Here is a 26,513-nt window from a genome sequence, read left to right on the forward strand (position 1 = left end):
CTCCTACTCAGATTATCCATTGCTACTGGCAGCTTGTTGTAAGCCAGCAGCTTGCTGTAAATCGGTTACAACAGATTGATCGGCTTTTTGATACATAGAGAAGTCACACACTTGGCCATCAACGATTTGAATATTGCGCTGGGCACGTCGAGCCAATTCTGCATCATGGGTCACCATAATAATCGTGGTTCCCGTTTGATTGATGTTTTCTAGTAGCTCCATCACTTGGCGCGCCATTAAGCTGTCTAAATTACCCGTTGGCTCATCGGCTAATAGAAACCTTGGCTCGCCAGCTAAGGCTCTAGCAATCGCAACACGTTGCTGCTGCCCACCTGACAATTGTGACGGTAAATGCTTCATACGCGCTGCTAATCCTACTTGCTCTAACGCTGATTCCACCCGGCGATTACGCTCAGCGCGATTAAAACCACGATAACGTAAAGGCACTTCAACATTTTCAGCTAAATTAAGATCAGGGATAAGGTTAAAACCTTGGAAAATAAAACCAATTTTCTCATTTCTGACTTTAGCGCTGTGGTTATCGCTTAAGTTAGATACATTGACACCATCAAGACAGAATTCGCCAGAGGTAAACCCTTCAAGTAAACCTGCAATATTCAAAAAGGTGGTTTTTCCTGAGCCTGATGGCCCTGTAACCGCAACAAACTCCCCCTCTTCAACTTCAAGATTAAAGTCACGTAAAGCATGAGTTTCTACTAAGTCCGTTTTAAATACTTTGCTAATATTTTTCATTGATAACATGTGTTCTTTCCTTGTTTAACTAGCTAATGCTTTAGCGCTAGTTATCATTATTTATTCTATAAGTTGGTTAATAAAATGGTTCTTTACAGTGCTAAAACTGCACAATAATCTGTATGGCAGTGGCAAAATCTAATTCAAATAGCACCTGCACTATGTCGCTGCTTAATCCATAACTAACCTGATCTGCGAGTTGATCTGTTAGGTCAATAATTTGAAAACTAAATGACAACCAGTTAAAGCTTTCATCTATGCGATAACTCACCGCTAAACTCAAAAACATCAACGCGATAAAGCCAGTGATTGGTTTTGTTTGAGATAATTTCATTGTGGTGTCCTTACTTAATGCTGTTGTAATCCAATAGGGTTAACATTTATCTAATTTGAATCTGTTCATCGTTTCTAAATGCTTCGGTGCCAGACACCACCCATACATCACCTTCTTTACCACCGTCGACGATTTCAACTTGGCTCATGCTTCTAGCGCCTAGTATCACTGGCGTTTTAACTGCCATATCTTGACTCATCACAAATGCAGTTGAACCACCACGATTTAAAAAGTCACCACGTTTTACCATTAATACATTCGGGCGATTCTCTAATAACACCCTTGCTGATAAACGTTGGTTTTGACGTAGTGATAAGCTCGGTTCAGGATTAAACCTAACTCGCGCGGTTACCTCACGATTTCTTACTTCAGGTGAAATAGAAGACAAGTGACCCATAACATTGACGCTGCCAAAACTCAGTTCCACTTCCATGCCAATACCTAAATCGTCTGCGTAAGACTCAGGTACAGCAAGCTCTGCTTCAAAGGCGCTTAAATCCACAACCGTTAAAATAGGCTGACTGGCACCAATTCGTGCTTTTTGTTCAACCAACCAGTTACCAATAATGCCTTTAACCGGTGCCTTAACTTCTAATGCTGAGATCTGACGAGCAAGCTCTGTAACAACCAAGGCTTGTCTATCGACTTCCAAAGCGCGATTTTTCAGTTCGAACGTTAAGGTATCGCGCATCAAATCGACTTCTTGAATCGCATGCTGATGCATTAAATTAGCTTTGCGTAACTCATCTTTACCTTTCTCAAAATCAATTCGGCTAATCAAGCTGTTTTGAATCAATTGATCGCCTCGGCGGCTTTCTCTGTCTGCGGCTTCCAAATCAACTTTCGCCATATCCAGTACTTGGGTGACTCGTAATTGCTCACGGCGTGCATCTAACTTGGCGCGCTCTAAATCACTTTCCATTGCGGCATATACCGATTGCTCTTGTTGAAAACGACTGCGTAATTTAGGGCTATCGATTTGAGCGACAACTTGGTTGGGTTCAACTTGATCACCAGGCTGACTCAATAGCGTCACGACACCTTGTTCAGTGCTATACAAAATAGGCGCATTGGCCGCAACGATTTTACCTGTGGTAGCGATATCACGAACCAAAGTGCCACGAGTTACCGTGGCTAAACGTAAGTCTTTGCTTTCAATTGAACGAATCGATGAATCATGTCCAATGCTTGCCCACACTAAGGCGCTCATTAACACACCTACTGTGCCAATAATGACTGGCATACGGAGTTTTTTAGAAGCACTTGGCTTAACGACAGTATCTTGTCCGCTGGTATCTTTAATCATCTCAGTTCCTTGAAACTCGCTAGATAATGTCCGTTAGATGGTTATCTAGTCCGCTAATTCGATATTGATACCTAACAGATAGCACAGGGCGTGCCAGAAAATTAAAAACAATTAAAATCATAAGCTTAATTAAATTGTAGTTCTTTTAACGCAATAGAATGTGTCCGCGGACACACTGAAAAAGTGTCCGCATAAAAGGAAAGTGTCCGAGCGGACACTTTATTGGCAATAGGTGAATCACAACAGGAAAGGTTATGCCTTATACTTTGAGCTTAGGTCTTATCTCGCTGTGTTTTGATAACAGCTAAACATATCGCTTGTGAGTATAAGTCAGATGTCATTACGCTCTGACGTTATCTAAAGCGTCACAAAGTGCTTGCACACCTAGTATGGCTCTTGGGGAAGCGCGATGCAGTAAATCCGCATTAAGCTGATAGATATGATTATTTTTTACTGCGGGTAATTCAGGCCACGTTGACCAATCGACACCAATCACATTACCTTCATCTTGGCTTTGAAGAATCACTTCTGCACCGGTTAATAGTACATTCTCAACGCTTATCTGTGGGTATTCACTGGCAGCATCGATAAATACATTCTCACCATGACAAGCACTGATAATATGCTCTATCCAACTTCCCTTTGATACCGTCATTAATGGCGTTGACCATAATTGATAAAAGACTTTCACAGCAGGCTTTTGTTGGTTTTCACTACGAATGAGCGATAACTGTTTGCGGTAATCATTAGCCACTCGCTTAGCTTGCTGTTGATTCCCCGTTAGCTCACCTAACTGTTCTAGCTCTTTGGCCACATCATCTAGGCTTTTAGGATCGCTATTAAACACATTAAAACCTAGCTGTTTTAATTGACCAATGTCTTCCATTTTATTGCCACTTTTCCACACCACAATAAGGTCTGGATTTAGCTCAATCACTCGCTCCATCTGAATGCCATAATAGCCGCCAATACTCTGGATATTCTTAGCTTGCTCAGGAAAGTCTGCATGATCCGTGGTAGCAACAATCGTCTCGCCTGCACCTATGGCATATAGCATTTCTACTGCATGAGGAGATAACGCAATCACCCGTTTAGCAGGAATGCTTTTATGTACTAAAGCTTTGTTTACTTTCTCTTTGCTCACTAAAGCTTTAGTTGCTAACACTTCTGTAGCCGCTGCATTGCCACAAACGCCTAGTACCGATAACGCTAAAGTGAAACTTAAGGTGAATATAAATCGATGAGCAACAAAATGAGCCACTAAAAATCCTTTGATAAGTGAAGTCACGGTTAATGTAACCAATATCGTAAAAATGAATCCAGTTTTAATAAACCAGCGCTAAAACGCTATTCTAGCAATTTATTAAGACTATTGAATGCGTTATAACACGAGTTCACTGGGCCAGCCATATTGCTCGATTAAGTCTTGAAGATTCTTAGGTCGGTATTTGGGGTCATTATCCCAACGATCTTTTACCGATTGATGGATCAACATTGGCAGACCCATTGGGGCCATATCTCGATACAGTTTACGTTTAATACGATAAAAGCTACGTCGCGAGTTATGCAATTTAGCTAAAGGGGTTGGTGAAACCTGATTAATTAAATGTGCCTCAATACTTAAGCTATTCGCTTGAGCTTCAGACAACATCCATAACAAAGCATTATCCGATAACATTTGCCCATTCTTGTCAGCTTGGTAGCTGCCACCAATATTACTGTGGGCCCCCGCAAACCAAACTTGTTTCATATCCATGGTATTTTTAGGTTGCCAAATTGTCGGCTCGAAATCTTGTCGATGCTCATCAATCGCCAGTGCATGGCGTGCCACTTTGACATTGCTGCCAATTTTCGTGTCATAAAACTCATCTTTATCTTCAAACAAGCCTAAAAACGAGCTGGGGATCCCCATTGCGCCCACCGTGTCCCATACACCAACAAACTCAATATCTCGCGAAGGATGCGAATGCTGCTGCCTAAATGCCAATGACTTCGCGCCATCTGGTGCATATGCTGAAGCTTGGGTTTTATAGTGGTCAAAAGCTTGTTGAATGAGCTTGGCATCAGGGCGTTTTACGATGCCGCAGTTATTAATCAGTCCACACAAGCAGCGCATGGTATACGAGCCTCGGCTGAAGCCAAATAAGTAAATGGCGTCACCCGCTTGATAATTTTGCACAATATATCGGTAGCCATCGACAATATTTTTATGCAGACCTCTTCCGGTTGCGCCACCAATGATGCCGTCGTAATAAGAGCCTACTCCCCAGTCATAAAATACCTGTTGGGGAGTGCCATCGGCAGCGACGGGGCTAATGGCTCTCGCTAGACGCAGCACATTGGTCGCTTGATCTTGGTTAATGTCTTCTTCAGGTCGGTTCCAAGTACCGTCGGCACATATAATAATTCGCTTGTTCATTACTCTTCCTTGAAGGCCCAGTTGCAGCTCTATTTCTATCTCTATCTCTATCTCTATATCGATATCTGTATCTATAGCAATAGCAACGCAGTCGTAGCTGCTTAGCTATATCGATAGCAATAGCAACGCAGTCATAGTCATAGCCATGACAGCATCACCGTATTAGATTTACAGGATAACTCACTTACCTTTTATCAGCTGATTAAGCTTGTTCGACTTTTCGACAATAGTCATTAGTGCAAAAGTATCGTTTACTCAATATGACTCATACACCTAATTCTCCAGTAGTAAGGAATGGCCATGTTAACCACAGATAAATCGGTATTAGTGATCATTGATGTTCAGGGTAAACTTGCCCAAGTCATGCAACAATCTCCCGAACTCCACAAACAACTAGGCATTCTTATTCAAGGAGCGCAACTGTTTGATATGCCAATTTTATGGGTTGAGCAATTGCCCGATAAATTGGGCGGCACCACAGAGGAGTTAGCTGCACTACTGAGTAAAACGACTCAAGTTATTCCAAAGTCATATTTCAGCGCTTGGCAAAGTCCAGAGTTTCAGCAGCAGTTAGCCAGACTTAATCGCACAGATATTATTCTTGCCGGTATTGAAACCCACGTTTGTGTTTACCAAACCTGCCAAGATTTACTCTCTAATCGCTATAACGTCCATCTTGTCGCCGATGCGGTATCTTCACGCACTGTTGAAAACAAACAACTGGGTATTCAAATGATGACGCAATTAGGCGCACGAACAACCAATACTGAGTCATGCTTATTTGAGCTACAGCATCAAGCCAGTGGCGAGCGATTTAAATCACTGCTAAAGCTGATTAAATAGCCGTTAATAAATATAAAAACGCCAATATATGACTTTTGTCATCTGAACCCATGACAGTTCTCACTTATTTAGATTCACCTTATTTTCTACACTGGCTGCATCTGAAAAAACAACGTGACAGCCGTTAAGTTGGAACAAAAAGGAGCTAAACATGGGTTGGGAATATGTCGCAATATTAAGTCTTTGTGTTGGTGCTATTAATCAAATAGTGCCAGTGATTTTAGCCTTAATCGAAAAAGACAACACGGAGAGATAAACTTACTATATTTGTTTGCTAACAATCGTTAATAGCAATTGTTAATAACAATCAATAGCAGTCGATAGCAGAATTATTTGTTAGGAATAGCTAGTCGAAATAGCCAGTAGCGGTCGCTAAGATACAATATAAAAGAGCACCATGATGTGCTCTTTTTTATTTTCAAAAGCCTAAAAATGAGAATAATTCAAAGCAACTGTCAGCCAAAGTGGACATTCAGATTATTAATTTTGTATTATTTTTATTCAATTTGAACATCTGAATTTTGTAATAAGCTAAACTAGTTGATAGTTTTATGGAAATGATTGTATTTCTGTTATTATTTATACCCATGTTACCTCAAAATGCTTTGTCAGGCACAAGCTCGGATAACAATGCAAGGCGTAAGCTGAGGTAATTGTTATTCACTTTTCAAAGCTTACAACGTAGCAATGGTTTTCGAGCTTGCTCCCCGTAGGGCAAGGCAAATAGCACCAATCTGCGTTGTTATAAAATATCTATGTAGAATAACTATACTTCAATTTTATGCCTAGCATCTTGGCACTATTTGCCTTGCTGACTTTGCATCTTGAAGTATCATGGGTATACAACCAAATAATCATAATTTAATGGATTAGCATCAGTCTATCCAAGTTCATATGCCATAGGTAAAAATATGATTAACCACTTCACAGTCCTCGGTGTTAAAGCCAGTGCCAAAGAAGACGAAATAAAAAAAGCCTATAAACGTTTATCAAATAAGTTACACCCCGATAAACTGATTAATGCTTCAGAAGAAGAAAAACATCTTGCAGCGCAGCAGTTGCATCGGGTCAAAAATGCCTATGATGTTTTGTCTGATAAAAAATTAAGAACTGCCTTTATTAAAGATTTTAATAATGTCATCGTGACCAATCCTACAGCGGCAATGACCGAGCTGTGGGACCAATTTTATTCTTGAGAAACCCATGAGCAAACCACTTAATATCTCACGTATTAATGAGTTAAAAAATAATGCCTATGACAATATCGAGTCGTATAACGATCCCGATAGCCCTGAAGCATTAGCCAAATTTACTGACTCAATGAAAGCGATCTTATTAGCGGATCCTTCGATGCTTGCCGCTGTGCCAGAATACTTACCTGTGGCGCTATTCAATCGAGTTCGCTTTTCAGATGCTGCCAAAACCAAGTGGGCAACATGGATTGATACTGCGACGATGCCGTCGTGGGATGAGTTTAAAGTAACGATTCAATTTAATAATGATGATGTGCCTTTAGTGCTGGCAGTACGCAAGTATAGTGAAGAATTACTGATTGAGAGCTGCGCCGTGGTGTACTTACTTAACACCCAAGATAATGTGGTAGCGCCGAGTAAATCATTCAGTAGTGCTTCAGACTCAGATTCATCTGACGACGGTTATGATCCATACAATGATGATGGTGATTATGACGACAGCGATGAAGAAGGCTATTACGATCAATATGATGACGAGGAGCGATAATGAACAACCTTATTGAACTCACAGCAGCAGAGATTAAAGATCTTGCCGATGTCGAGCCGCAACAAGCCAGTAAGCGCTTTGAAATTATTGCTAATACCATGTCGGATGATCAACTGGTTGATGTTATTGAGCACATGGATATTGTGACCTTAACGCAAATTAACAGTCACCATGATATTTCATGTCCATCAATCATGTCTGAGTTGATGTCGCCAGAACAAATCCGTGACATCGTTTGTCAGCAGCCACTGTATTGGGAAGAGCAAATTAAAACCAATGCCGATGAGCTCATGCACCATACATTTGAGTTTCTGACTTACCTCATTCGTATTCAGGGAACAGAAGAAAAGCAAACCGCTATTCTAGAATGTATTGCTGAAGATCCAGCTGGATTATTCTACTTGTCAATTCCGTTTATTGAGCTAATCCTTGCACCATCTGGCGAGCAAGATGGTAATTCGATTTACGAGAGTTTCGATGATGAAGATGATGGCGAAACTGTAGGCTACAGTAACTGGCAGGCAGATGAAGAAGCTCACAGCTTAGCGATGGACGACCCACGCAGCTTATTCGCTCTTATTAAACAACTTGCACCTAGTGTGGCTTCATCAATTAAGAACTTGCTACGTAATGAAAGTTCTGGCTGGGAGCAAATCATCGGTAAATTCGTTAATGAGCTTGTTCTACAAGCGAAAGAGAAAAACGAAGTGGCTGATGAATACGCTGAAGTCGATGACATGTTTACTTTTCTTGATTAAGGAATCGACTTAATGCAATTAGCATTACGTGATAATAACCAAGGTCCCTATTTTAGTCGTGTACTTGAATATGGACGTGCAGAAGAACGCTTAACCGATGAACATGTGACTCAAATAAAATCCAAAGCGATTTTAATGAGTTTGAAACTGGCAGATAAGTTTTATAACAAACACAAAATGCATTTGCTTGAGCATGCCGCTCACGATGTCATTGGTGTCGTAAGTATAGGACTTATTGCGCTAACAGGTGAAGAACCTGTCGCTTCAGTAGCTTTACTGCAAACGCCCGATGGCGTGCTTAAGTGTTTTCAAAAAGGCTGGAGCATGCTGACAACTGTCAGTAAACACATGCACGGAAGTGATAATTCGCTTTACGGTGGTATCAATCAGCTCTTGTTAGAGAAAATCTCTACTCCACCCGATACTGAAGAATGGTTAGGCTGGCAAGATTATCAAACAGCGCTGAAAGATCATCAAAACCAAGAAGCCACTAAGGTTTTATTAGAAACCTTTTACGCTAAAGTGGAGCTTGATCCTTTATTTAGCTTGGGCTTAGAAAGCGTATTAGCTGAAGCCGTTTTGTACCGCATTATGTTTGATGACGCCAGAGTGCGTGAAGACATGAAAAAGCGTTTACGCAAAATTGAATTAGATGAAAAATGGTTCAGTGTTGATACGATTACGCTCCATACTGAGCGTGCGCTAAGTCATTTACCCGACGCTTTAGCACAAACCATACGCGAAGACTTAGGTAAGCATTTCTATAAAGAGTTATTGCGTACCCTCAAGTTTGCCAAGAAATATCGCGAGTTAGCTCTTGATGATGCAAGCCCTGAAAAACTTGAACGATATGAGCAAAAACATGGCATTCAAGGTGTACTTTTAGGCTGGCAAGATACTATTGAGTTCTAGAGACTGAATTCTAGAGATTGAGTTCTAGAAATTGAATTCTAGAGACTGAGTTCTAGAAATTGAATTCTAGAGACTGAGTTCTAGAAATTGAATTCTAGCGATCAAATGCTAACTTCGGAAATCAGCTAATTACTGAGACAAATATTAAGGACAACGAAGCTAACTTCGTTGTCCTTTTTTATTGCGTATTTAATTTGCCGAAAGTATCTCACTCACTATCAGGTTGATCTAAATCCAGTTAACCACGTATTCTTAATAAGCCGTATTATTGAAGCAAATAGATGAAGAATGAGTCTTCAGCAGTACCTCACTTTCCTTCAAAATGAGTTGTCACTATGAGTAAAGAAGTAGCCAAAGTTCCAAGTAGTCGTTTTTCCAGACTGAGTAAAATGGGTGGTCTTGCCTCACGTTTAGCTGGAAATGTATTGCTGGAAGGGGCAAAGCAGCTCAGTAAAGGCCAATCACCTAAACTTCAAGAACTGGTTCTTACGCCTAAAAATATTTCTCAAGTAGCAGAAAAGCTCGCCCAACTTCGCGGCGCTGCGATGAAAGTCGGCCAAATGATTTCAATGGACACTGGGGACTTATTACCCGCAGAATTAAGTGAAATCATGGCAAGGCTGCGTGATGATGCTAAAGCCATGCCTCATAAACAATTGGTCGAAATACTCAAGCAACAATGGGGAAATGATTGGTTATCGCCATTTGCCCAATTTGAACTGCGCCCTTTTGCCGCAGCATCAATTGGTCAAGTGCATCTTGCTTATTTAGATTCAGGGGAAAAGCTAGCGGTTAAAATCCAGTATCCAGGCATTAAAGACAGTATTGATAGCGATATTGATAACGTTGCTACCTTACTAAAAGTCGCCCAGCTGATTCCAGACCATGTGCAATTTGATAAATTACTCGCAGAAGCAAAAGCTCAACTGCATCATGAAGCCGACTATGAATACGAAGCTCGCCTTTTAACGCAATACCAGCAATGGGTTGCGGGTAATGAACAATTTATTGTACCTAAAATCTACCAGTCATTAAGCACGGACAGTATTTTAGTCATGGAGTTTATCGAAGGTGAAGCCATTGAAAATGTCGCTAAGCTTGAGCAAAGCATTAGGGACAATGTCGCCACCCAATTATTGGCACTATTTCTAGACGAGCTATTCGAGTTCAAGCTAGTACAAACAGATCCTAACTTTGCCAATTTTATGTACCAAAGCCAAAGTGACAAGATTGTATTACTGGACTTTGGTGCCACTCGTTCAATATCAGATGACCTGTCTGCAGGTTACCGAAAACTCATGCAAGGGGCGATGACCAGTGACAAAGCGTTAATGACACAAGCGGCCTCAGACATCGGTTTCTTTCAAAAAAATATCACCATAGAGCAGCAACAACTGATCGTTGATATTTTCCACCAAGCCTGTGAACCATTGCGATGCGACGGAGAGTATGACTTTGAAACCAGTAACCTTGCAAAACGCGTCACTGATGCCGCTAAATCAATGAGTACCAAGCCAGATGAATGGCATACGCCACCTACTGATGCGATTTTTGTTCATCGGAAATTAGCCGGAATATACTTACTAGCCTCACGCATAAAAGCAAAGGTTAACGTTCAAAAGCTGTTTTTAAAACATCAATGAACAGGTGACCGAATGCAACTAACAAGTGCAGCTTTTGAGTTAAGTCTAATGGCAAATTAACAAGGTTTAATACCGACAAGATATTCTAATCTGGGTAAATTATGGCAGTATTAAACACGACCTTTCATCATTTGAGTATTTTTATGTTCAACCGAACCACTCGCAAATCTATTAACTGGTTACTTATTTCACTTTGCTTCAGCGCTTGTTTAGCCACGACATTGTTGTCAATGTCAGCCAAAGCAACCCCAAAGGCAGATAAAGAAACAGAAAAGCCTTCCTTGCAAGTTAAAGGCGAGTTAAGCATTAGCCCTTTATCAGACACATTGTTTGTCCACGAATCCTTTATGCAAACCCAGCAATACGGATTTGTCGGTTCTAACGGACTCGTTTTAATTGATGATAACAAAGCCTATTTAATAGATACCCCATGGAGTGAGGCTGATACGATCAAACTAGTCAGTTGGATTGAAAATCAAGGCTTCACTTTAGCGGCCAGCGTATCAACGCACTCACATGAAGATCGCACTGCGGGGGTGGATTACTTAAACCGAATCGGCGTGACAACCTATGCATCTGAACATACGAATAAACTCCTTAAACAAGCAGGCAAACCTACCACCACAAATAGCTTTAAAGCAGGTCAATTCGACTTTGTAGAGTCTAAAGCCGAAGTCTATTTTGTCGGTGCGGGTCACACGGTTGATAACTTGGTAGTCTGGTTTCCTCAATCCAAATTGCTTTATGGTGGCTGCTTAGTCAAAAGCCTTGGCAGTAAAAGTTTAGGGTATTACGGTGAAGCTGACTTAGACGCTTGGCCATTCTCAATTAAGCAATTACAAACACAATTTACAGACACCGACAGAGTGCTTCCTGGCCATGGAAAAATGGGAGATAAACAACTCCTCAGTCATACTATTTCACTGCTTGAGCAACACGCAGAACAGCACTAAGACAGCGTTTACAACAAATACAGTAATATAAACAATGTATAAAAAATAAATAACCCCTCTGGATTTCCTAAAATCCAAATTGATAAAACACACGGAGAGTTAACTATGTTCAGTCACGTTATGATTGGCGCCAACGACATCGACACATCAAAGGCGTTTTACGATGCCACTTTAGCAGCATTAGGTCACGCACCAGGTACGATTGATCCGAAAGGGCGCTGCTTTTATGTCACTGAAACAGGTGTCTTTGCGTTAACTAAGCCTATCAATGGTGAAAGCTCAAGCCATGGTAATGGCACCACAGTTGGTTTCTCAGCTGCGAATGAAGAACAAGCACTTGCATGGCATGCTGCAGGGCTTGCTAATGGTGGCGTCACCTGTGAAGAATTGCCAGGTTATCGAGAATCACCAATGGGGCCACTATTTCTAGGTTACTTACGCGATCCTGCAGGTAACAAAATTTGTGTACTTTACCGCCCTAAATAACACCTGATTTATATCAATAGAATAAAGTCGTGATCCCATGGCTTTATTCTAGCTTCTCTTTAGCTTAACGTCTCTTGCTAGGGTGTCTAGCTAACGTCTCTAGCTAACGTTTCTTTAATCCAACATCTATTCTAGTTAACAGAACTAGTTAACAGCACTAACGCCATAACAAACCTGCGCTTGAAAGATCTTTTCTTAAGCCGCGACTAATGCCTTTTGACATCAATCAAGGTAAACTTATGCAGCGTAATAATTAACAAGATAATTTGCCATAATCGAACGGTTAAAAGGCTTACAAAGCCATCAGTGTTCGTTTTAATGATTAACAATGGCTTTATCCATAATGTTATATCCCTACTCTTGCTACTTAGATTAGCTAATCAACAGTAAAACGGTTAAGGCTTTCCTTCATGTCACAATTCGATCCCCTTTTTAATCAGTTCAATGAATCGATTGCTGATATTCCTTTACCAAACAAATTTACTTTCCCGTTTTATTATCAGCCTCACCCTCTTGCTGTCATGGCTGCAGAGCAATTACAGCGCCACCTTACTCAGCAAACAGACTGGGTACATAACTTTGGTCTTGAAGATAAAACAGATTTGCCTCAACAGCGACAAAAGACAAAACTAAAGCCTGTTGGTAAAATGTTTGGTGTATTGGTCGTTAAAAACAACCAAGGAAAAATAGGTTTTTTAGCTGGTTTTTCAGGGAAAATTGCCGATCAAAATATCTTGCCCCATTTTGTTCCGCCAGTGTTCGACATGCTAAGTAGTGATAGCTTCTTTAAGCGTGAGTATGAAGAAATAAACCTAATAAGCCATAAACTAAAAGCGCTAGAATCAAATCCTCAATTAACCGAATTTGAGCAAACTTATACCAGCGTAAAATTAGCAGCCGAACAACAAATAGCTCAACATCGCGAGTTGATGATTGAGAACCGAAAAGCGCGTAAAGCAAAACGTAACAACTTAGTTGGCCTAACTGATTCTGAGCAAACCGTATTATCCATTGAGATGAGTAGGCAAAGCGTTAACGATAAGCATCAGCTAAATGCATTAAAACATGAATCCGATACTAACATTGCTCAAGCTCAACAACGACTCAATGAATTAACCAATCAAATTGATGCATTGAAGCTGCAACGCAAACAAGTGTCAAATGCACTGCAGCAAAAATTATTTGCTCAATATCAATTCTTAAATATCAAAGGTGAGTGTCGCGACTTAAGTGATATTTTCCAAGACGCACCGAATCATCAACCACCTGCTGCTGCGGGGGAATGCGCGGCCCCTAAGTTACTCCAGTATGCATTTAAGCACCAATTAACTCCTATTGTAATGGCTGAATTTTGGTGGGGAATATCGCCAAAATCAGAGATCAAACAACACCAAAACTATTACCCTTCATGTCACGGTAAGTGCCGTCCTATATTGGGTCATATGCTTGATGGTATGAACGTAGATGAAAACCCCTTACTGACGAATCCAGCCGAAGGGGTTGAGCTGCCAATTGTTTATCAAGATGACTACATCGCCGTCATCAATAAACCAGCAGAGTTTTTATCAGTGCCAGGAAAAAACATCAGCGACTCTGTTTTTAGCCGAATGAAACAAAGGTTTCCACAAGCGACTGGGCCTTTGATCGTGCATCGCCTCGATATGTCGACTTCAGGATTAATGGTTATCGCACTGTCTAAAGAAGCGAATAAACATTTAGTTCAGCAGTTTATTAACCGAACGGTGACTAAACGTTATATTGCAAAAATTGACGGTGTGTTAACAGAAGAAAGTGGCACTATCAGCTTACCTCTTAGGGTGGACTTAGATGATAGGCCAAAGCAGCTGGTATGCTATGAACACGGTAAGCATGCTGAAACATTTTGGCAGAAAGTCGCTATCGAAAACGATACTAGTTTGGTACACCTTTATCCAAAAACAGGGCGAACCCATCAATTAAGAGTTCATTGTGCGCATCATAACGGATTACATATGCCAATTTTAGGTGATGATTTGTATGGTAAAACAGAAAAGCGCTTACATTTACACGCCCAGTTTTTATCACTTAACCACCCACACTCCAATCAGCCAATGACATTCGAAGTAAACGCCAACTTCGAATAAAACAACCGTTTCAAACAGCCATTTAATAGTCAAAAAAAATGGCTGCCCTATCTGAGTGCAAAAACTTGTAAAATTAACTATTTCTAAGTAGATATGTTAACCAATATAAGTTAATGTAACCAGTTCGTATGATATACGGTTTTATAAACAATAACCCTGCGAGCTGACGTTTTCCTTCGTTGTATTTTTGAAATCACCAAAAGCTGTTGATTGTATTCATAAAAACATTAGCTTACTACACTATTAAGGATAAGAGTGGACTATGAAAGAGTGGTATTTCTCAAATAATGGTGAAATCAGTGGACCTTTGGGCTTAGCTGATTCCAATAAATTTATCGCATCAAATCCTGATGTCTATGCTTGGCACCCGTCTTACGCACAATGGGTGCCAGTGAGTCATGTAGAAGAATTTGACATCATTGTGTCTCCGCCACCGCCTCCTGCGGAGATCCCACAGCAGTTGATTGAACGTTTTACTGCAAAAGAACGTGAACTCAATTCTGCTTTAGGTCGAATTGATAACACACTAAAAACGATTAATTCTTCAATGTCAGATATTGGACGAGATTCGAGCCGTTACAAAGTCACGACCAAAGAATTGAACGAAAAAGTAGAAGCGACGCTTCGTAGCGTTAATGAACAATATGCTGCCCTTCAGAAAACACTTTCAGGTGTAGGTTAAGTTAAGTTTTACCCGACTTAAATACTTAATAATCTGAGTAGCATATGACAATTGTTGTTAACTAAATAAAAAGAATACGACTATGAAAAAATGGTATTTTTCCAAAAATGGTCAAGTAACAGGGCCGTTAAACGAAGTTGAAGCAAAAGAATTCTTATTGAAAGATGGTGACTGTTACGGTTGGCATCCTTCTTTTACACAATGGAAGCCGGTAAGTTGCATTAAAGAATTTGCCCACATTGTGCCAGCAATGGTTCCACCAGCATTGATTCCTCAAGCATTAATTGAAGAATTTGCAGCCAAAGAAAAGGCACTACAAGTAAAAGTCGCTAGCATGGAAGAAAGCGTACTGTCTACCAAAGGTGTTCTGGTTGAATTCGAACAAGAAATCAATACATACAAAAAATTAACCATCAATTTAACTGATGAAGTTAAATCAAACATTGATCCTTTTGAAAGTAAATACAACACTTTCAAAGGTTCATTTGATGAGTTGATTTCAGCGCTATCGATTGCCAAAACTGAAGTGAATGAAGTCTCTACTGACTTCAATCAACGCGTTGCAAAACAAAACGCTGAGAACACTAACACTATAAGTGCACCAACGGTTGCACCAGTGGCTGCTCCTTCGCCTGCTAAAGCAGACAATGGCAGCATATCGCCAGACAACGTGTCTGAAATCAGCAACCAGATCCAAAAAGCACTTGCAGAAAGCATGCTTAAATCTGCTGAAGAAGACAACGCAGTTGCAGAGTTAACTGCTGCTAAAACGGTTAGTGCGACTAAAAGCCTTGACCCAGTGGCAGTCGCCCCTAAAAAACCTAAACCGAAAATTGATAAAATTGAATTTTCTGAAGATATCTCTGAAGACAAAGCTGATGATACAGCCGGAACTACTGGCGGTGTAACAAGTATCATTAAGTCTGTCTTCAAGGGGGACACTAAGAGAAATGAAAAAAAGTCCGAAACGCCGGATGATGTAGATCAACTGGCGGCGAGTACAGAAGAAAAAACGACAGCTAAAACTGACCAATCTGCGGATTCAGCAAATGATGGAACAGCAGAGGAAACTGAAGAAGAAAAAGAAGGTCGTATGAGACGTCGTAGAAGACGCACTCATTACATTGCCTCTTAAAAATTGGCTTCTTAAGAATTGGCTTCTTAATTGTCTCTTCAAAGTAGCGTTTTAATACGTTGTAGTAATCGTACTCGTGCAGAAATCTGTGTTTGAAAGTCAAACTGATGTATAGATTAAACAAAAAGGCTTATCTTGCGATAAGCCTTTTTTGATGTCTAAAGCTGATACATATACTAACTAGCAATCAATTAACCACTATCACGCCATCTGACTCAGTTACTGTGCTCGCATCAGCTCTATCAATAATTTTAATCAGGGCCGTTTGAATCACTTCATCTTGCCTTGCATCAGCAGTGCTTTTAAATTTTTCCTGCTGCGCTTCAGCACCTTCCTCAAATATAAACTCAACCACAACCTCTTCGGCAATATCAGCTGTTTTTCCCTGATAGATAATATTGATCAGTGGGTAGCCTTTAAAGCCAGCTTTGACTTTCTTAGCGATTCTTTTTTTAGACTTATCTAAATTCATATTTATTTCCTGAGGAATGCATACTGTAATGACAATGGCTTAGTTCAGCTTAATCAACTCATTAATCAAACTAAGCAGCAAGATGTTAAACAAAGTTCACTTATAGACTTAATAACATATGGGACAATAATCTGATAGTGATTAATTTCGCTTATGATACTCAACAAGAATTAAACATGAACACTTAAACACAATCGTTAATAACTAATGAGTTATTCATTAACGGGCAAGCGCTTACCTTACCTCAGCAATCGACGCAAAAACACCCTGGGTTAACACTAATAAGTCTTGCGCAGATAAGCCGATTTCTAGTCCTCTTTTTCCTGCACTCACAAAGATTTGTGCTTGGTGTTCAGCAGATTGATCAATCACTGTCCTGAGGCGTTTCTTTTGCGCTAATGGACTGACCCCACCTAATACATAACCCGTGGTTTTCTCAACAAGTACTTTGTCAGCCATCAGCACTTTTTTAACCCCTAAGGTTTTAGCAAGAAACTTCAAGTTAAGCATTCCAAGCACCGGTACAACAGCCACGACTAACTCTTTGGTGTCTAGCTGAACAACAAGGGTTTTGAATACTCTCTCTGCTGGCAGCTTTAACTTATCAAGTGCTTCATTTCCATATGATGCCACTGCTGGGTCGTGGTGATATGACAGCACTTGATGGAGTACCTTGTTCTTTTTCGCTAGATTAATCGCTGGTGTCATTATCAGTTAGCCTTAGCAATTTCATCATAATCAAAGCTGGTAATCTCATAAGGATTTCCATCGGGATCGCTAAAGTAAATCGACCAGGTAATTTGATGATCGCTTACATTAAATTGAACCTCATTATCGCTTAACTTTTGTTGCCAAAGGCTGAAATTATTGGCATCGACACCAAAGGCGACGGTAGTACGTTTAGCAGCACTTGATTCAAATAGCGCCAGATGTAAATCATCATGGGCAATGACTAAAGGGCCATTATCTACCGCCCAAAAAGATAAAGGTGCTACAGGTTCAAAGCCCATTACCTCTTGATACCAAGTTAACGCTTTCGCTCTATCTTCAACGTAAATATGGATATGATCAAAACGGTGTAACTTAGCCATAAAGCTCCCTTTGAAAATAATTAACGACATCACTAGATATCTGTATCAATCTGTTTCAATTTATTGACTCATTTATCAAATTTATATAAAACAGCACTTTACACTATAAATTTGCCTTGTAATATAACCCTGTCAATTTAAACAAGGACGTACAATGTCATCAGAGCCTGTCGCAGATGTTAACAACGAGTCTAGTGAGAAACCCGCGAACAATAAGGCATTAAGCGCTTTTTTGAAGCAGCTTAAATCCCAAGTGATTCATTCTCAATCTATTGATGTCGTCAAAGAGGCACTAGATAGTGCTATCGCTTATCCAAATCAATTATCTTATAAGAATAGCAACATACTTATCGCTGGATTAATCGCCCTTTTATCAGCCGTTGTTTATTGGTTTTATCTTGAGCAACAGGGAAGCTATTATCGCTATTCTGAACTTGATTTTGGCATTTTTATTATTTGCATTGTCGGTCTAATATCAGCGATAGCAATATACTTTTCACGCCGTACGAAACTTAAAAAAGTCTCCACACTCATAAGAGATGAAACCCTTAAGCATCTGTATAATATGCGTAGTTGCGACGCTGCTTTTCTCAATAATGCAGAAAATAAATTTGTCGACTTTAACCGAGGAAATCACTCGCAAGATGTTGAGTGGGGCAAAGAAATTGACTTTCACTCAGATATTGGACTAATCCGCGCCAGTGTGGTTTATCATCATTATGTCGACAGAAGAACTGAGACCTATACTGAATCAGATGGTAAAGGCGGTACGCGTACTCGCACCAGAACTGTCTATGACCATTACTATCGTCAAGGTGTAATATTTCCCCCAATTAATAAGACCACTCATTTAGTGTTAAGTGAATCAAGATTATCCAAACAATGGCAACAAAGCTTTATGCCAGCTTCTAGAGAGTTTGAAAAGTCCTTTCGCGTGCAAGCAGATTCTCAGTTTGACGCAGCAAAATTTCTTGAACCCGTTGTCGTGATTGCTTGTGAGCAACTTAGCCATAAACTCAAAAATGTAACTATCGAATTTGCACATGATGGCAGTTTATTGATTAATCAGCACAACACTAATTTGCTTAATCCCGAAATGGAATATGACATCACAACACCTGAGAAATTCAAACAAGAGTTGCTAAATGACACATCACTGTTCACAGTGAACAGTATCTTTGGCTTCGTTAATCAACTTATTAAGCACACAACTTAAGCTTCATAGAGGAAAAATCATGGACATGTCTTATATTTTCTTAGCGGTAATTATCCTTGGCGCGATCATTATTTTCAGTATTTATAATGCCATTGTTAAAGAGCACAATGCCGTTCAGCGTGGTTGGGCTGACGTATTAACTCAAGAAAGGCAACGTAGCAGAATTATTCCAGAATTAGATAGAGTGTTACAAGAGCATAAAGACTATGAAATGGAGTTACTGCCGAAGATTACTGCACTACGTAAAGGGATAAACGCACTCCAAGACAATAACATCGACACTAAGTTACAAAGTGATGTTGATAAAGCCTCACAGGAGCTGATTAAAGGTATTAATGTCGCGGTTGAAGCCTATCCAGAACTTAAAGCATCAGAGTCTTTCTCAAAGTTCATGAGTGAGATTACAGAACAAGAAGAAAATGTCGGTGCTGCAGTTCGTATCTTTAACCAAAACGTGGCTAATTTTAATAACTGTATTCAAGCTTTCCCGAATAATATGGTTAACGGTATGTTCAATAAAAAGCAGGTCATTGAAGTCTTTACTGACAGCAAAGCCCAAGCTGCTTTTGAATATAAGCCAAAGTTCTAGCTAGCATTACACCTTGTAGTAAGCACGGGGCTTAAATTGACTCATTTAAGCCCTTTATTATTTAAAAGCTTTAATGATAATAAAAACTTATTTTAGCCAAATGGGTGTACCGAACGTTTGTTGCTTATTTCCATTAATAACCACAGCATCGGTGTCTTTACAAAGCAATAACTCATTGTCGCTTTGCAACTTAAATGTTTCTATTTCTGACAGATTACTAATGGGGCCACTCACATGAGGAACTATTAAAAATGACACTAAATGTAAGCCTCTAGTATCAGTTAAACCGACTGTATTTTGATCGCCACAAAGTATTGCTGAATCTATGCTCGGCGTCATTATCATTGCCCCTGCACTCACTCCAACTATCGCTGTACCTTCTTCAGCAAGACACCTTAATTGCTTATCAATACCGCGTTGCTTTAACCCAGTTAAAAAACGGTATGTATCACCACCAGATAGATGAATTAAACCTGCTTTTTCTAATAGTGTTGACGCATTAGCCTGAAAACCATCCTCGAGCTCGATATAGTCAACCTGCTTAAAACCTAGTTGCTGATACATAATCTTAATAGGAGTAAAATACACTCGCTTAGGATCAGGCTGAGATGCAATATAAATCACCGGTAATGACAACAAATCCTTTGATAAGTTACCAATAAAAAATGTCAGTGCATTCATCGCTTCTAAAGAAGCTGTATTACTTAGTAGTACAAGGTTCATTGTCCATTAACGTCCTGTTCAGTATGGCTCATCTAGTTTCCATTCTTATTTCAATTCTGATTACTAATCTTCTGTTATTGAGTCAAATAGCCTTTGTTTCTCTTCCATAAAGACTTTCATTGCTGCTGGATCTTGCATTAAGTGCGACATTTCAGCCATCACTTTCATATGTTCTGGTTCTTGCTGTTGAAACATCAGCATCCCATGCTGTTTACTTAGGGCTTTCATCTCTTCAAAAGTTGCAGCGTGAAACTCGTGTTCACAAGCGCCACCAAGTTGTTTGCAAGTCATGGTTTTCATGTCTTTATCCTTGTATGTCTTATTAGACAATCACGTTTACGGAAGCTCACAGATGGTAAAATAATACATTGCAAACGAAAAAGAGCAACAAGCTAAAACTGTATCCCTTAACTCATTTATACAAAAAAGCCAGTTGTACAAATCATTGCACAACTGGCTTTTAACCATTCAATTATCGTTAGGGCTATACACCCTCAATAATGAATTAAGATTGGCGACGACGCCATAACAGAGGAAGTAGCATTAGTAAACCAGCACCTAAACTGCCCGCGCCTTCAGGCTTAGTCCAGCCTTCATCTAGTGTATTATTAACGTTAACACTTACAGAGGTAGTAAATTGCTCGTCACCATCAGTCACGACAAGCTCAAACACCAAAGCCTGATCAACTGTTACTTCTGGCGCTGTCACACTCAATACCAAGCCATCAGCACTATATTCAGCATCAGCACCTGATACTTGTTTCCAGCTATACACTAAACCTGCAGGTTCATCAGCAATTGCAGCTGTAATAACAGTGCTATCGCCTTCATTGAGTTCAGTGTTGCCACTAAAGCTAATATCAAATGACAAAGGCACATTGACAACAGTAACAGCTACAACTTGCGTCGTTTCTAACATGCCATCACTGACAGTTAAGGTAAACGCGATTTGTGTGTCTACACTAACTTCTGGTGCAGTCACAGACAAAATAGCTGCAGAACCGTCAAATGTTAGTTCTGGGCCTGCTGTTTGTTCCCAGCTAAAGGTTAAGTCTGAACCATCTTCAGCCACTGTTGCCGATGCATCAAGAACCAGCGTTTCAGTTTCATTCACTTGCTCTGGTGCCTCAATCACGACATCAACATCTAAGCTTGGGTTTATTGGATCGCCACACTGATCCCCATACACTTCTTGTACCCACTCAGGGTAATCAATATATGGATTACGGTTTCCTTGATATTGGTAAATCGCGTCGTTACGCGTTATGTCTTTTGCGTCAACAGGATCCTGTTGGTGCCAGTCATAAAGTGTACACAACTTGCCATGCAGTGGATCATTGTTTGAGACCTCATCAGCAGTGGTAATACGATCAACAGCAATCAAATCAGGCATGTTACTGTCGTTACCTTGGTAACGTGTATCCATGTACATGATCATCCGCGCCACATCACCTTTGATTGCATCTCTTGGCTCAAAACAACGAGCACCTGCATCAAGATAGTTACCAGGAGCATCAGCAACTTCAGTACCTGTATCACTACACTCGTTAAAGTCATAGTTGCTACGAGTAGAATTTACTTTTACGTTAGTTGGACGTAAATGGTGAGCATCTGTGTAACCTAACTGAGACTCACTTGGGAAGCCATGGCTTTTAGCCCAAACGTGTTCACGGTTCCAGTCACTGGTATTGCCACCGTTATTTTGCTTAGACACTGATAAACCCGTGTAAAGCTCAATAACATTACTGCTGTTAGATGGATCTTCATCTGAGTATGTCAACGCTGTCCACACTTGCTTGTAACTCAACTGTGTATGACCTGCAGTGATAGCGACAGAAATCGCATTTTTCATTGCTTCAGCATCATCAAAACTGCCGCTAAGTACGTTGGTGTAGTAAACATTGGCATCAAAGGTAGCGGGATCTGCGACAGGGGTTAACTCATCACACCCAGAACAAGGACCTTCTGGCTCTGGCTCAGGATCTACAGGTGTGCTACCACATGCGCTTTCACCCATACAACCTAGTCCATCGGCAGTGTCTTTATCAAAGGTCACCCATTGATTATTGTCACCAGGGAATGCAGCAGTAGCATCTGTGTCACCTGCTGTAATGCTATTTTTACGACGAAGGGTTTTGTCTTTAGTCGAAAAATCAGGGTCGTTTGGATCTGTCCATTCTGACCCTGGATCTTCACCTAACTTACCTAAGCGATCGATAACCACATCGTCTTTATAAAGGACTAGTGCATCGTCACCGTTAAAGTAAGTGACTGTTGATTCTGTACCGACTTTAAAAACATCGTCTGCACTACTGTTATGGAACACAATGCTCTCGCCAGCAGCTAAAATGCCCGTTAAAGTTTCAGTATTGCCAGCATCGGTACTGCCGTTGCCATATAAACTCAATGTGTAAACGGAAGCATCTAAATCTATGCTACTGCCACCCACATTCGAAAGTTCTACCGCTTTGTTACTTCCGCCACCTTCAACATATTCAGTGATAATTAATACGCCAGGTTCAGCAGTACAAGCACCTTCACCAGGACAACCTAAACCGTCGCTTGTGTCTTTATCAAACACAACCCACTGGTTATCAGTTCCAGGGAAGTCTGCAGATGCATTGGTATCACCAGTGGTAATACTAGCCTTACGTCTTAAGGTTTTATCCTTAGTAGAGAAATTTGCATCATTAGCGTCGGTCCATTCAGAACCAGGATCTTCACCAAGCTTACCAAAACGATCAATGACAACACCGTCTTTAGTTAGCAGTAAAGCGTCATCACCATTAAAGTAAGTGACTGTTGATTCAATCCCTACTTTAAAGGCATCATCAGCACTGCCATTATGATAAACAATGCTGCTGCCTGGGGCTAAAGTTCCAGTGAGTATTGATGAGTTTCCGGCTTCAGTAGAGCCATTTGAATACAGCGTAATTGCATATTGCGCTGCATCAAGATCAATATTACTGTCACCAAGGTTAGATATTTCGATGGCTTTATTACTACCACCACCTTCTACGTATTCCGTAATGACCAGATCAGCATGTGCAGCTGTAGACGCTGTTGCTAGCAATAGGGTAACTGCCTTAGCGACTGCGTTAATTTTATTATTCATAGTCTTATCTTATTGTTAGATGGTGAGGTGTAGCCTTTGCTAACACCTCACCTGGGATTGAACTTATTTTTGATTACGGCGACGCAGCGCTGCAAACCCAAATAAACCAAGAAGACTCAACAGCCCGGTACTTCCGCCACTACCATCGTGTTTTTCCTCAACAATTTCAGCAACTAATGCATCTCTACTTGCTACTTCTAAATCTAGAGAAACTTTAGAACCTTCAACTACATTGCCATCACGCTCAAGGTATACTTTGGCTGTGTAACGTGCAGATGGGGCGCCAAACACTTCAAAGTTAATTAACGTTTCACCGTCTTGGGTTAACACCACATTTGGCTCAACTAATTGGCTCAAATCCAATTTAGCTTCATCATCTTTTGGTGTTAATTTGATCATGGCAATATCACCTGCCATCGCACCAGCAGACTCAGGGATCTGATACGGTACTTTCATCAATTTATTAAGATTGGTTAAATGGATTGGACGATTTGAATCAGCCTCACCTGGCAAGTAACTTAACGTTACTAATGCTGGATCATGATCTGATGAGCGGAAGTGATCTTCAGCAAAGAACTTATTCACTTCGTTATCGTAATCACCTTTGTACTCATTGTTGTAATCGTAAAGGCTAGATTCAGCAGCATTAATGTGCCAATCCGAAGCATCGATCACACGATCTTCAAGCGATGGTGAGATTAAGATATGGTCCAATGAACCCACTTCGTCGTTATATGAATAACTCCAAGGTGTTTTACCTTTTTCTTCAAAAACTTTAGAGATAATATCGATATAACCATAACTACTTGTAATCGCTACTGGTGATCCATCAGTGTTGAACTGTGGCTTAGTACCGACAAAAGTATGACTTGCAGTCATTAGGGCTTTGTTACGAGGATTCTCTGTTAATACTAATAAAGGATCTTCTTTCGCATAAGCATTAAGGTCACCTAGGATGATTCGATCGCCTTCAACCGTTTTAAGTTCTTCAGCTAAACGAACGGCACCAGAGTTACGGAACTCTGCACATGAACCTTGGAAATCTAAATCTGGAGCATCATCTGTCCATGTAGTAGCATCGCCAAATTCAACACCTTGCCAATCTTCCCAACATGTTGAGCCTTTAGATTTAAAGTGATTAACCGCAAGCGTTAAACGCTTACCGGTTTGGTTAACCACAAAGGTCACAACCAATGCATCACGATGATAGTTTTGACCACTTTCTAAAATTTCATCTCTACCGTCTTTGATAACCTCATTGTTATCATTAACGATAGTCGGCGCTTTTTGCTGTGGCATTGTCACAACGCGAGTACGTTCAATACTTAACTTACTCGGGCGATAAATAATGCCAGTTGCAATTGCATCCGAACCTAATGCATCTAACTCGTCTAAAACACCATTGCCGTTATGGTCAAAACCAACAAACACATAGCGATTTTCAGTTGAGTAAGGCTTGTCATGATTATTCGCGTACTCATCGTTGTAGTACACGTTGACTTCATTGACGAGGTCAGCAACAGCACTCTTTAAACCATAACCATTGTTTTCCATTTCCATCAAACCAACAACATCAGCATCTAACGCACGAATCGCTTCTACTAACTTGGTTTTTTGTTGGATGAACTCGTTATAAGTGTCAGCACCACGGCTTTGGCCAAACTGGTTCTGATCGCCCCCAAATGGAGAATTAAAGTAATTGAACAAGTTTTGACTGGCGATACGGATAGCAAACTGGTCATCTGCAACCGTTTCATCAATATCAGGGCTGTCTGTTCTTGGCAAATTATGGATAAAGTTGGTACTGGTTAACTCGTTAGTTACCGTTAGGCTGTAATTGCCAAAGGTGTAACTAATAACCCCTTCCATACCAACGACACTGTCGTCGATGCGAACATAATTATCTTGTGGTGCAATGCCAAAGTTAGGATAGTAAGGGATAACATCATTACTAGCTTTTGTTGCACTTTCAATGACTAAACGATAATCATCGTTTTGCGCAGCTGCTGCTACAGATTCTGGCGAACCGGCTACATTAAGCTGATTTGGCTGCATATTAGGACGTAAATATGCCAAAGTCATGTTATTGCGGAAGCTATCGAAGTTAAAACTGAAGCTACGCGATACTCGCATGTCATGAACGCCGTCAGCTTGTGGACGTATATCTTCAGGTAAGTTAACTAACATACCTTCATAACGTTCAAGCATGGTTTCAAAAGAACCATCGTCTGAATCTAACATTTCAAGATCTGTCGCTAATGTTGGCGTGTAAGCACTATTAGTCACTTCCCAGCTTTCAGCACTTAACTGCGTTTGACCGTAACTGTCAGCAACGTCACTGCCGAGACATACAGTACGACCAACAAGTTCGCTATCAGCATTGCCGCTTTCAACAAAAATACCATCAGAAGTTAATGGGTTACCATCAGCAACTTCATCACGTAAGTAGAAACCTTTTTTAGGAATATCAACAACTGCAGTGACAACACCTTGTACAGCAATACTCTGGCCTTTTAATGGTGATTCACCACCAGTACCTTGAATTTCACTGATTGTTGTTAAATTTTCGCAAAAGAATGGGGTAAATGCTTCAGCAAGGTTTGGGGTGCCGACAGTGCTCATATCTAGCGGGCTAATGACTTCCCATTGAGAAGCATCAAAATCGCTTGAAGGTGCTGGAGCATTGCCTTCGCTGTCTTGGCGACGACGTAATGTGGTGTCTTCAGCCCAAACACTGGTGTTATCGGCTGCGCCAACACGATCGATGATGGTATCACCGTTTTTGATATAAAAGCCGTCATTACCACTCAGGTAAAAGTCGCTGTACGTCCCTGAACCATTGCCTTCACCAATAACAAAATCACCACCATTATCAGTAATAATTTTCTTATATTCGTCAGAAGCTGCAGCGTTAATTACCACAATAGACTTGCCAGCTTCAACGGTAATACCCGTTAATAGCGGTGCACCACCAGCTGCAAGCATTTGGTTTTCGTACTTACCGTTACCCCACATAAATGCGGCAGTATCATCGGTAAACGTAAATGACTCAGTAGCATGGGTATTGGTGATTTCAACAGAGCCGACTTCAGCTCCATAATTTTTCTGTACCATTTCAGTGATCAGTAGATCATTAACGCCTGCGTTAGCACTGACACTGATAACACTGGCAATGGCCAGTGAGAGAAAAGTTTTCTTCATAGTAAACTCGATATTTTTT

Annotated in this window: 25 protein-coding genes; 13 read left to right on the top strand and 12 right to left on the bottom strand. The window is 40.5% G+C overall.

Going from position 1 to position 26,513, the window contains the following annotated elements; genetic code table 11:
• Positions 1-12: 12 nt before the first annotated feature.
• The 5 genes from Q4600_RS04700 to Q4600_RS04720 form a co-directional block, all read right to left on the bottom strand.
• Positions 13-762, bottom strand: a complete 750-nt coding sequence (locus tag Q4600_RS04700; RefSeq protein ID WP_102526144.1) for an ABC transporter ATP-binding protein — start codon at positions 760-762, stop codon at positions 13-15.
• A 91-nt stretch (positions 763-853) separates the two neighbouring features.
• Entirely contained in the window at positions 854-1,087 is a 234-nt protein-coding gene (locus Q4600_RS04705) for a hypothetical protein (protein WP_102526143.1), read from the bottom strand.
• A gap of 46 nt (positions 1,088-1,133) precedes the next feature.
• Positions 1,134-2,393, bottom strand: a complete 1,260-nt coding sequence (locus Q4600_RS04710; RefSeq protein WP_303513214.1) for an efflux RND transporter periplasmic adaptor subunit — start codon at positions 2,391-2,393, stop codon at positions 1,134-1,136.
• A 340-nt stretch (positions 2,394-2,733) separates the two neighbouring features.
• Complete coding sequence (locus Q4600_RS04715; protein ID WP_303513508.1) at positions 2,734-3,537, bottom strand: cobalamin-binding protein; 804 nt, start codon at positions 3,535-3,537, stop codon at positions 2,734-2,736.
• Between the two features lie 237 nt (positions 3,538-3,774).
• Positions 3,775-4,812, bottom strand: coding sequence for a DUF2235 domain-containing protein (locus Q4600_RS04720; RefSeq protein WP_102526141.1), 1,038 nt, complete (start codon positions 4,810-4,812; stop codon positions 3,775-3,777).
• 300 nt (positions 4,813-5,112) lie between these two features.
• Here Q4600_RS04720 and Q4600_RS04725 point away from each other — a divergent pair, with 300 nt between their 5' ends.
• The 11 genes from Q4600_RS04725 (at position 5,113) to Q4600_RS04775 (ending at position 16,087) form a co-directional block, all read left to right on the top strand.
• Positions 5,113-5,655, top strand: coding sequence for a hydrolase (locus Q4600_RS04725; protein WP_102526140.1), 543 nt, complete (start codon positions 5,113-5,115; stop codon positions 5,653-5,655).
• Between the two features lie 911 nt (positions 5,656-6,566).
• Positions 6,567-6,851, top strand: a complete 285-nt coding sequence (locus Q4600_RS04730; protein ID WP_102526139.1) for a J domain-containing protein — start codon at positions 6,567-6,569, stop codon at positions 6,849-6,851.
• A 7-nt stretch (positions 6,852-6,858) separates the two neighbouring features.
• Positions 6,859-7,395, top strand: coding sequence for a hypothetical protein (locus Q4600_RS04735; RefSeq protein ID WP_102526138.1), 537 nt, complete (start codon positions 6,859-6,861; stop codon positions 7,393-7,395).
• Positions 7,395-8,153 (top strand): hypothetical protein, encoded by a 759-nt coding sequence (locus Q4600_RS04740; RefSeq protein WP_102526137.1) that lies wholly within the window; start codon positions 7,395-7,397, stop codon positions 8,151-8,153. Before Q4600_RS04735 ends, Q4600_RS04740 begins: the two co-directional genes overlap by 1 nt.
• Positions 8,154-8,165: 12 nt before the next feature.
• Positions 8,166-9,065 (top strand): hypothetical protein, encoded by a 900-nt coding sequence (locus Q4600_RS04745; protein WP_303513222.1) that lies wholly within the window; start codon positions 8,166-8,168, stop codon positions 9,063-9,065.
• Positions 9,066-9,400: 335 nt separating this feature from the next.
• Positions 9,401-10,708 carry an AarF/ABC1/UbiB kinase family protein gene (locus Q4600_RS04750; protein ID WP_248954891.1) on the top strand — a complete coding sequence of 436 codons (1,308 nt, stop codon included), beginning with the start codon at positions 9,401-9,403 and terminating at the stop codon, positions 10,706-10,708.
• Between the two features lie 101 nt (positions 10,709-10,809).
• A complete protein-coding gene (bla, locus tag Q4600_RS04755; RefSeq protein ID WP_303513226.1) occupies positions 10,810-11,661 on the top strand; it encodes a subclass B1 metallo-beta-lactamase in 852 nt (283 codons plus the stop codon).
• Between the two features lie 105 nt (positions 11,662-11,766).
• Positions 11,767-12,147 carry a VOC family protein gene (locus Q4600_RS04760; protein ID WP_102526133.1) on the top strand — a complete coding sequence of 127 codons (381 nt, stop codon included), beginning with the start codon at positions 11,767-11,769 and terminating at the stop codon, positions 12,145-12,147.
• 410 nt (positions 12,148-12,557) lie between these two features.
• The gene (locus Q4600_RS04765) at positions 12,558-14,270 is read left to right on the top strand and encodes an RluA family pseudouridine synthase (protein ID WP_303513230.1); all 1,713 of its coding nucleotides are present in this window, start codon (positions 12,558-12,560) and stop codon (positions 14,268-14,270) included.
• Between the two features lie 262 nt (positions 14,271-14,532).
• A complete protein-coding gene (locus Q4600_RS04770) occupies positions 14,533-14,952 on the top strand; it encodes a GYF domain-containing protein (protein WP_102526131.1) in 420 nt (139 codons plus the stop codon).
• Between the two features lie 82 nt (positions 14,953-15,034).
• A complete protein-coding gene (locus Q4600_RS04775) occupies positions 15,035-16,087 on the top strand; it encodes a DUF4339 domain-containing protein (RefSeq protein WP_229369352.1) in 1,053 nt (350 codons plus the stop codon).
• A 187-nt stretch (positions 16,088-16,274) separates the two neighbouring features.
• Here Q4600_RS04775 and Q4600_RS04780 read toward each other — a convergent pair whose 3' ends face one another.
• The 3 genes from Q4600_RS04780 to Q4600_RS04790 all read right to left on the bottom strand — a co-directional run bounded on the left by Q4600_RS04780 (position 16,275) and on the right by Q4600_RS04790 (position 17,650).
• Positions 16,275-16,559: a hypothetical protein gene (locus Q4600_RS04780; RefSeq protein ID WP_102526129.1), complete on the bottom strand. Its 285-nt coding sequence runs from the start codon at positions 16,557-16,559 to the stop codon at positions 16,275-16,277.
• A 234-nt stretch (positions 16,560-16,793) separates the two neighbouring features.
• Complete coding sequence (gene ybaK / locus Q4600_RS04785) at positions 16,794-17,267, bottom strand: Cys-tRNA(Pro) deacylase (protein ID WP_303513235.1); 474 nt, start codon at positions 17,265-17,267, stop codon at positions 16,794-16,796.
• Positions 17,268-17,269: 2 nt separating this feature from the next.
• Positions 17,270-17,650, bottom strand: coding sequence for a VOC family protein (locus tag Q4600_RS04790; protein WP_229369358.1), 381 nt, complete (start codon positions 17,648-17,650; stop codon positions 17,270-17,272).
• Between the two features lie 154 nt (positions 17,651-17,804).
• On the opposite strand from Q4600_RS04790, the gene Q4600_RS04795 reads away from it, so the two are divergent.
• Entirely contained in the window at positions 17,805-18,866 is a 1,062-nt protein-coding gene (locus Q4600_RS04795) for a hypothetical protein (RefSeq protein WP_303513238.1), read from the top strand.
• Positions 18,867-18,885: 19 nt separating this feature from the next.
• Complete coding sequence (locus Q4600_RS04800; RefSeq protein ID WP_102526125.1) at positions 18,886-19,455, top strand: LemA family protein; 570 nt, start codon at positions 18,886-18,888, stop codon at positions 19,453-19,455.
• A gap of 87 nt (positions 19,456-19,542) precedes the next feature.
• On the opposite strand, the gene Q4600_RS04805 is transcribed toward Q4600_RS04800, so the two are convergent.
• The 4 genes from Q4600_RS04805 to Q4600_RS04820 form a co-directional block, all read right to left on the bottom strand.
• The gene (locus Q4600_RS04805; protein ID WP_303513241.1) at positions 19,543-20,178 is read right to left on the bottom strand and encodes a Type 1 glutamine amidotransferase-like domain-containing protein; all 636 of its coding nucleotides are present in this window, start codon (positions 20,176-20,178) and stop codon (positions 19,543-19,545) included.
• 63 nt (positions 20,179-20,241) lie between these two features.
• Positions 20,242-20,478: a hypothetical protein gene (locus Q4600_RS04810; RefSeq protein ID WP_303513243.1), complete on the bottom strand. Its 237-nt coding sequence runs from the start codon at positions 20,476-20,478 to the stop codon at positions 20,242-20,244.
• 205 nt (positions 20,479-20,683) lie between these two features.
• Positions 20,684-23,293, bottom strand: a complete 2,610-nt coding sequence (locus tag Q4600_RS04815; protein ID WP_303513246.1) for an endonuclease — start codon at positions 23,291-23,293, stop codon at positions 20,684-20,686.
• 63 nt (positions 23,294-23,356) lie between these two features.
• Positions 23,357-26,494 carry an ExeM/NucH family extracellular endonuclease gene (locus Q4600_RS04820; RefSeq protein WP_303513249.1) on the bottom strand — a complete coding sequence of 1,046 codons (3,138 nt, stop codon included), beginning with the start codon at positions 26,492-26,494 and terminating at the stop codon, positions 23,357-23,359.
• Between the last annotated feature and the right edge of the window lie 19 nt (positions 26,495-26,513).

Source organism: Shewanella sp. 2_MG-2023, from assembly GCF_030548905.1.
Classification (GTDB): domain Bacteria; phylum Pseudomonadota; class Gammaproteobacteria; order Enterobacterales; family Shewanellaceae; genus Shewanella; species Shewanella electrodiphila.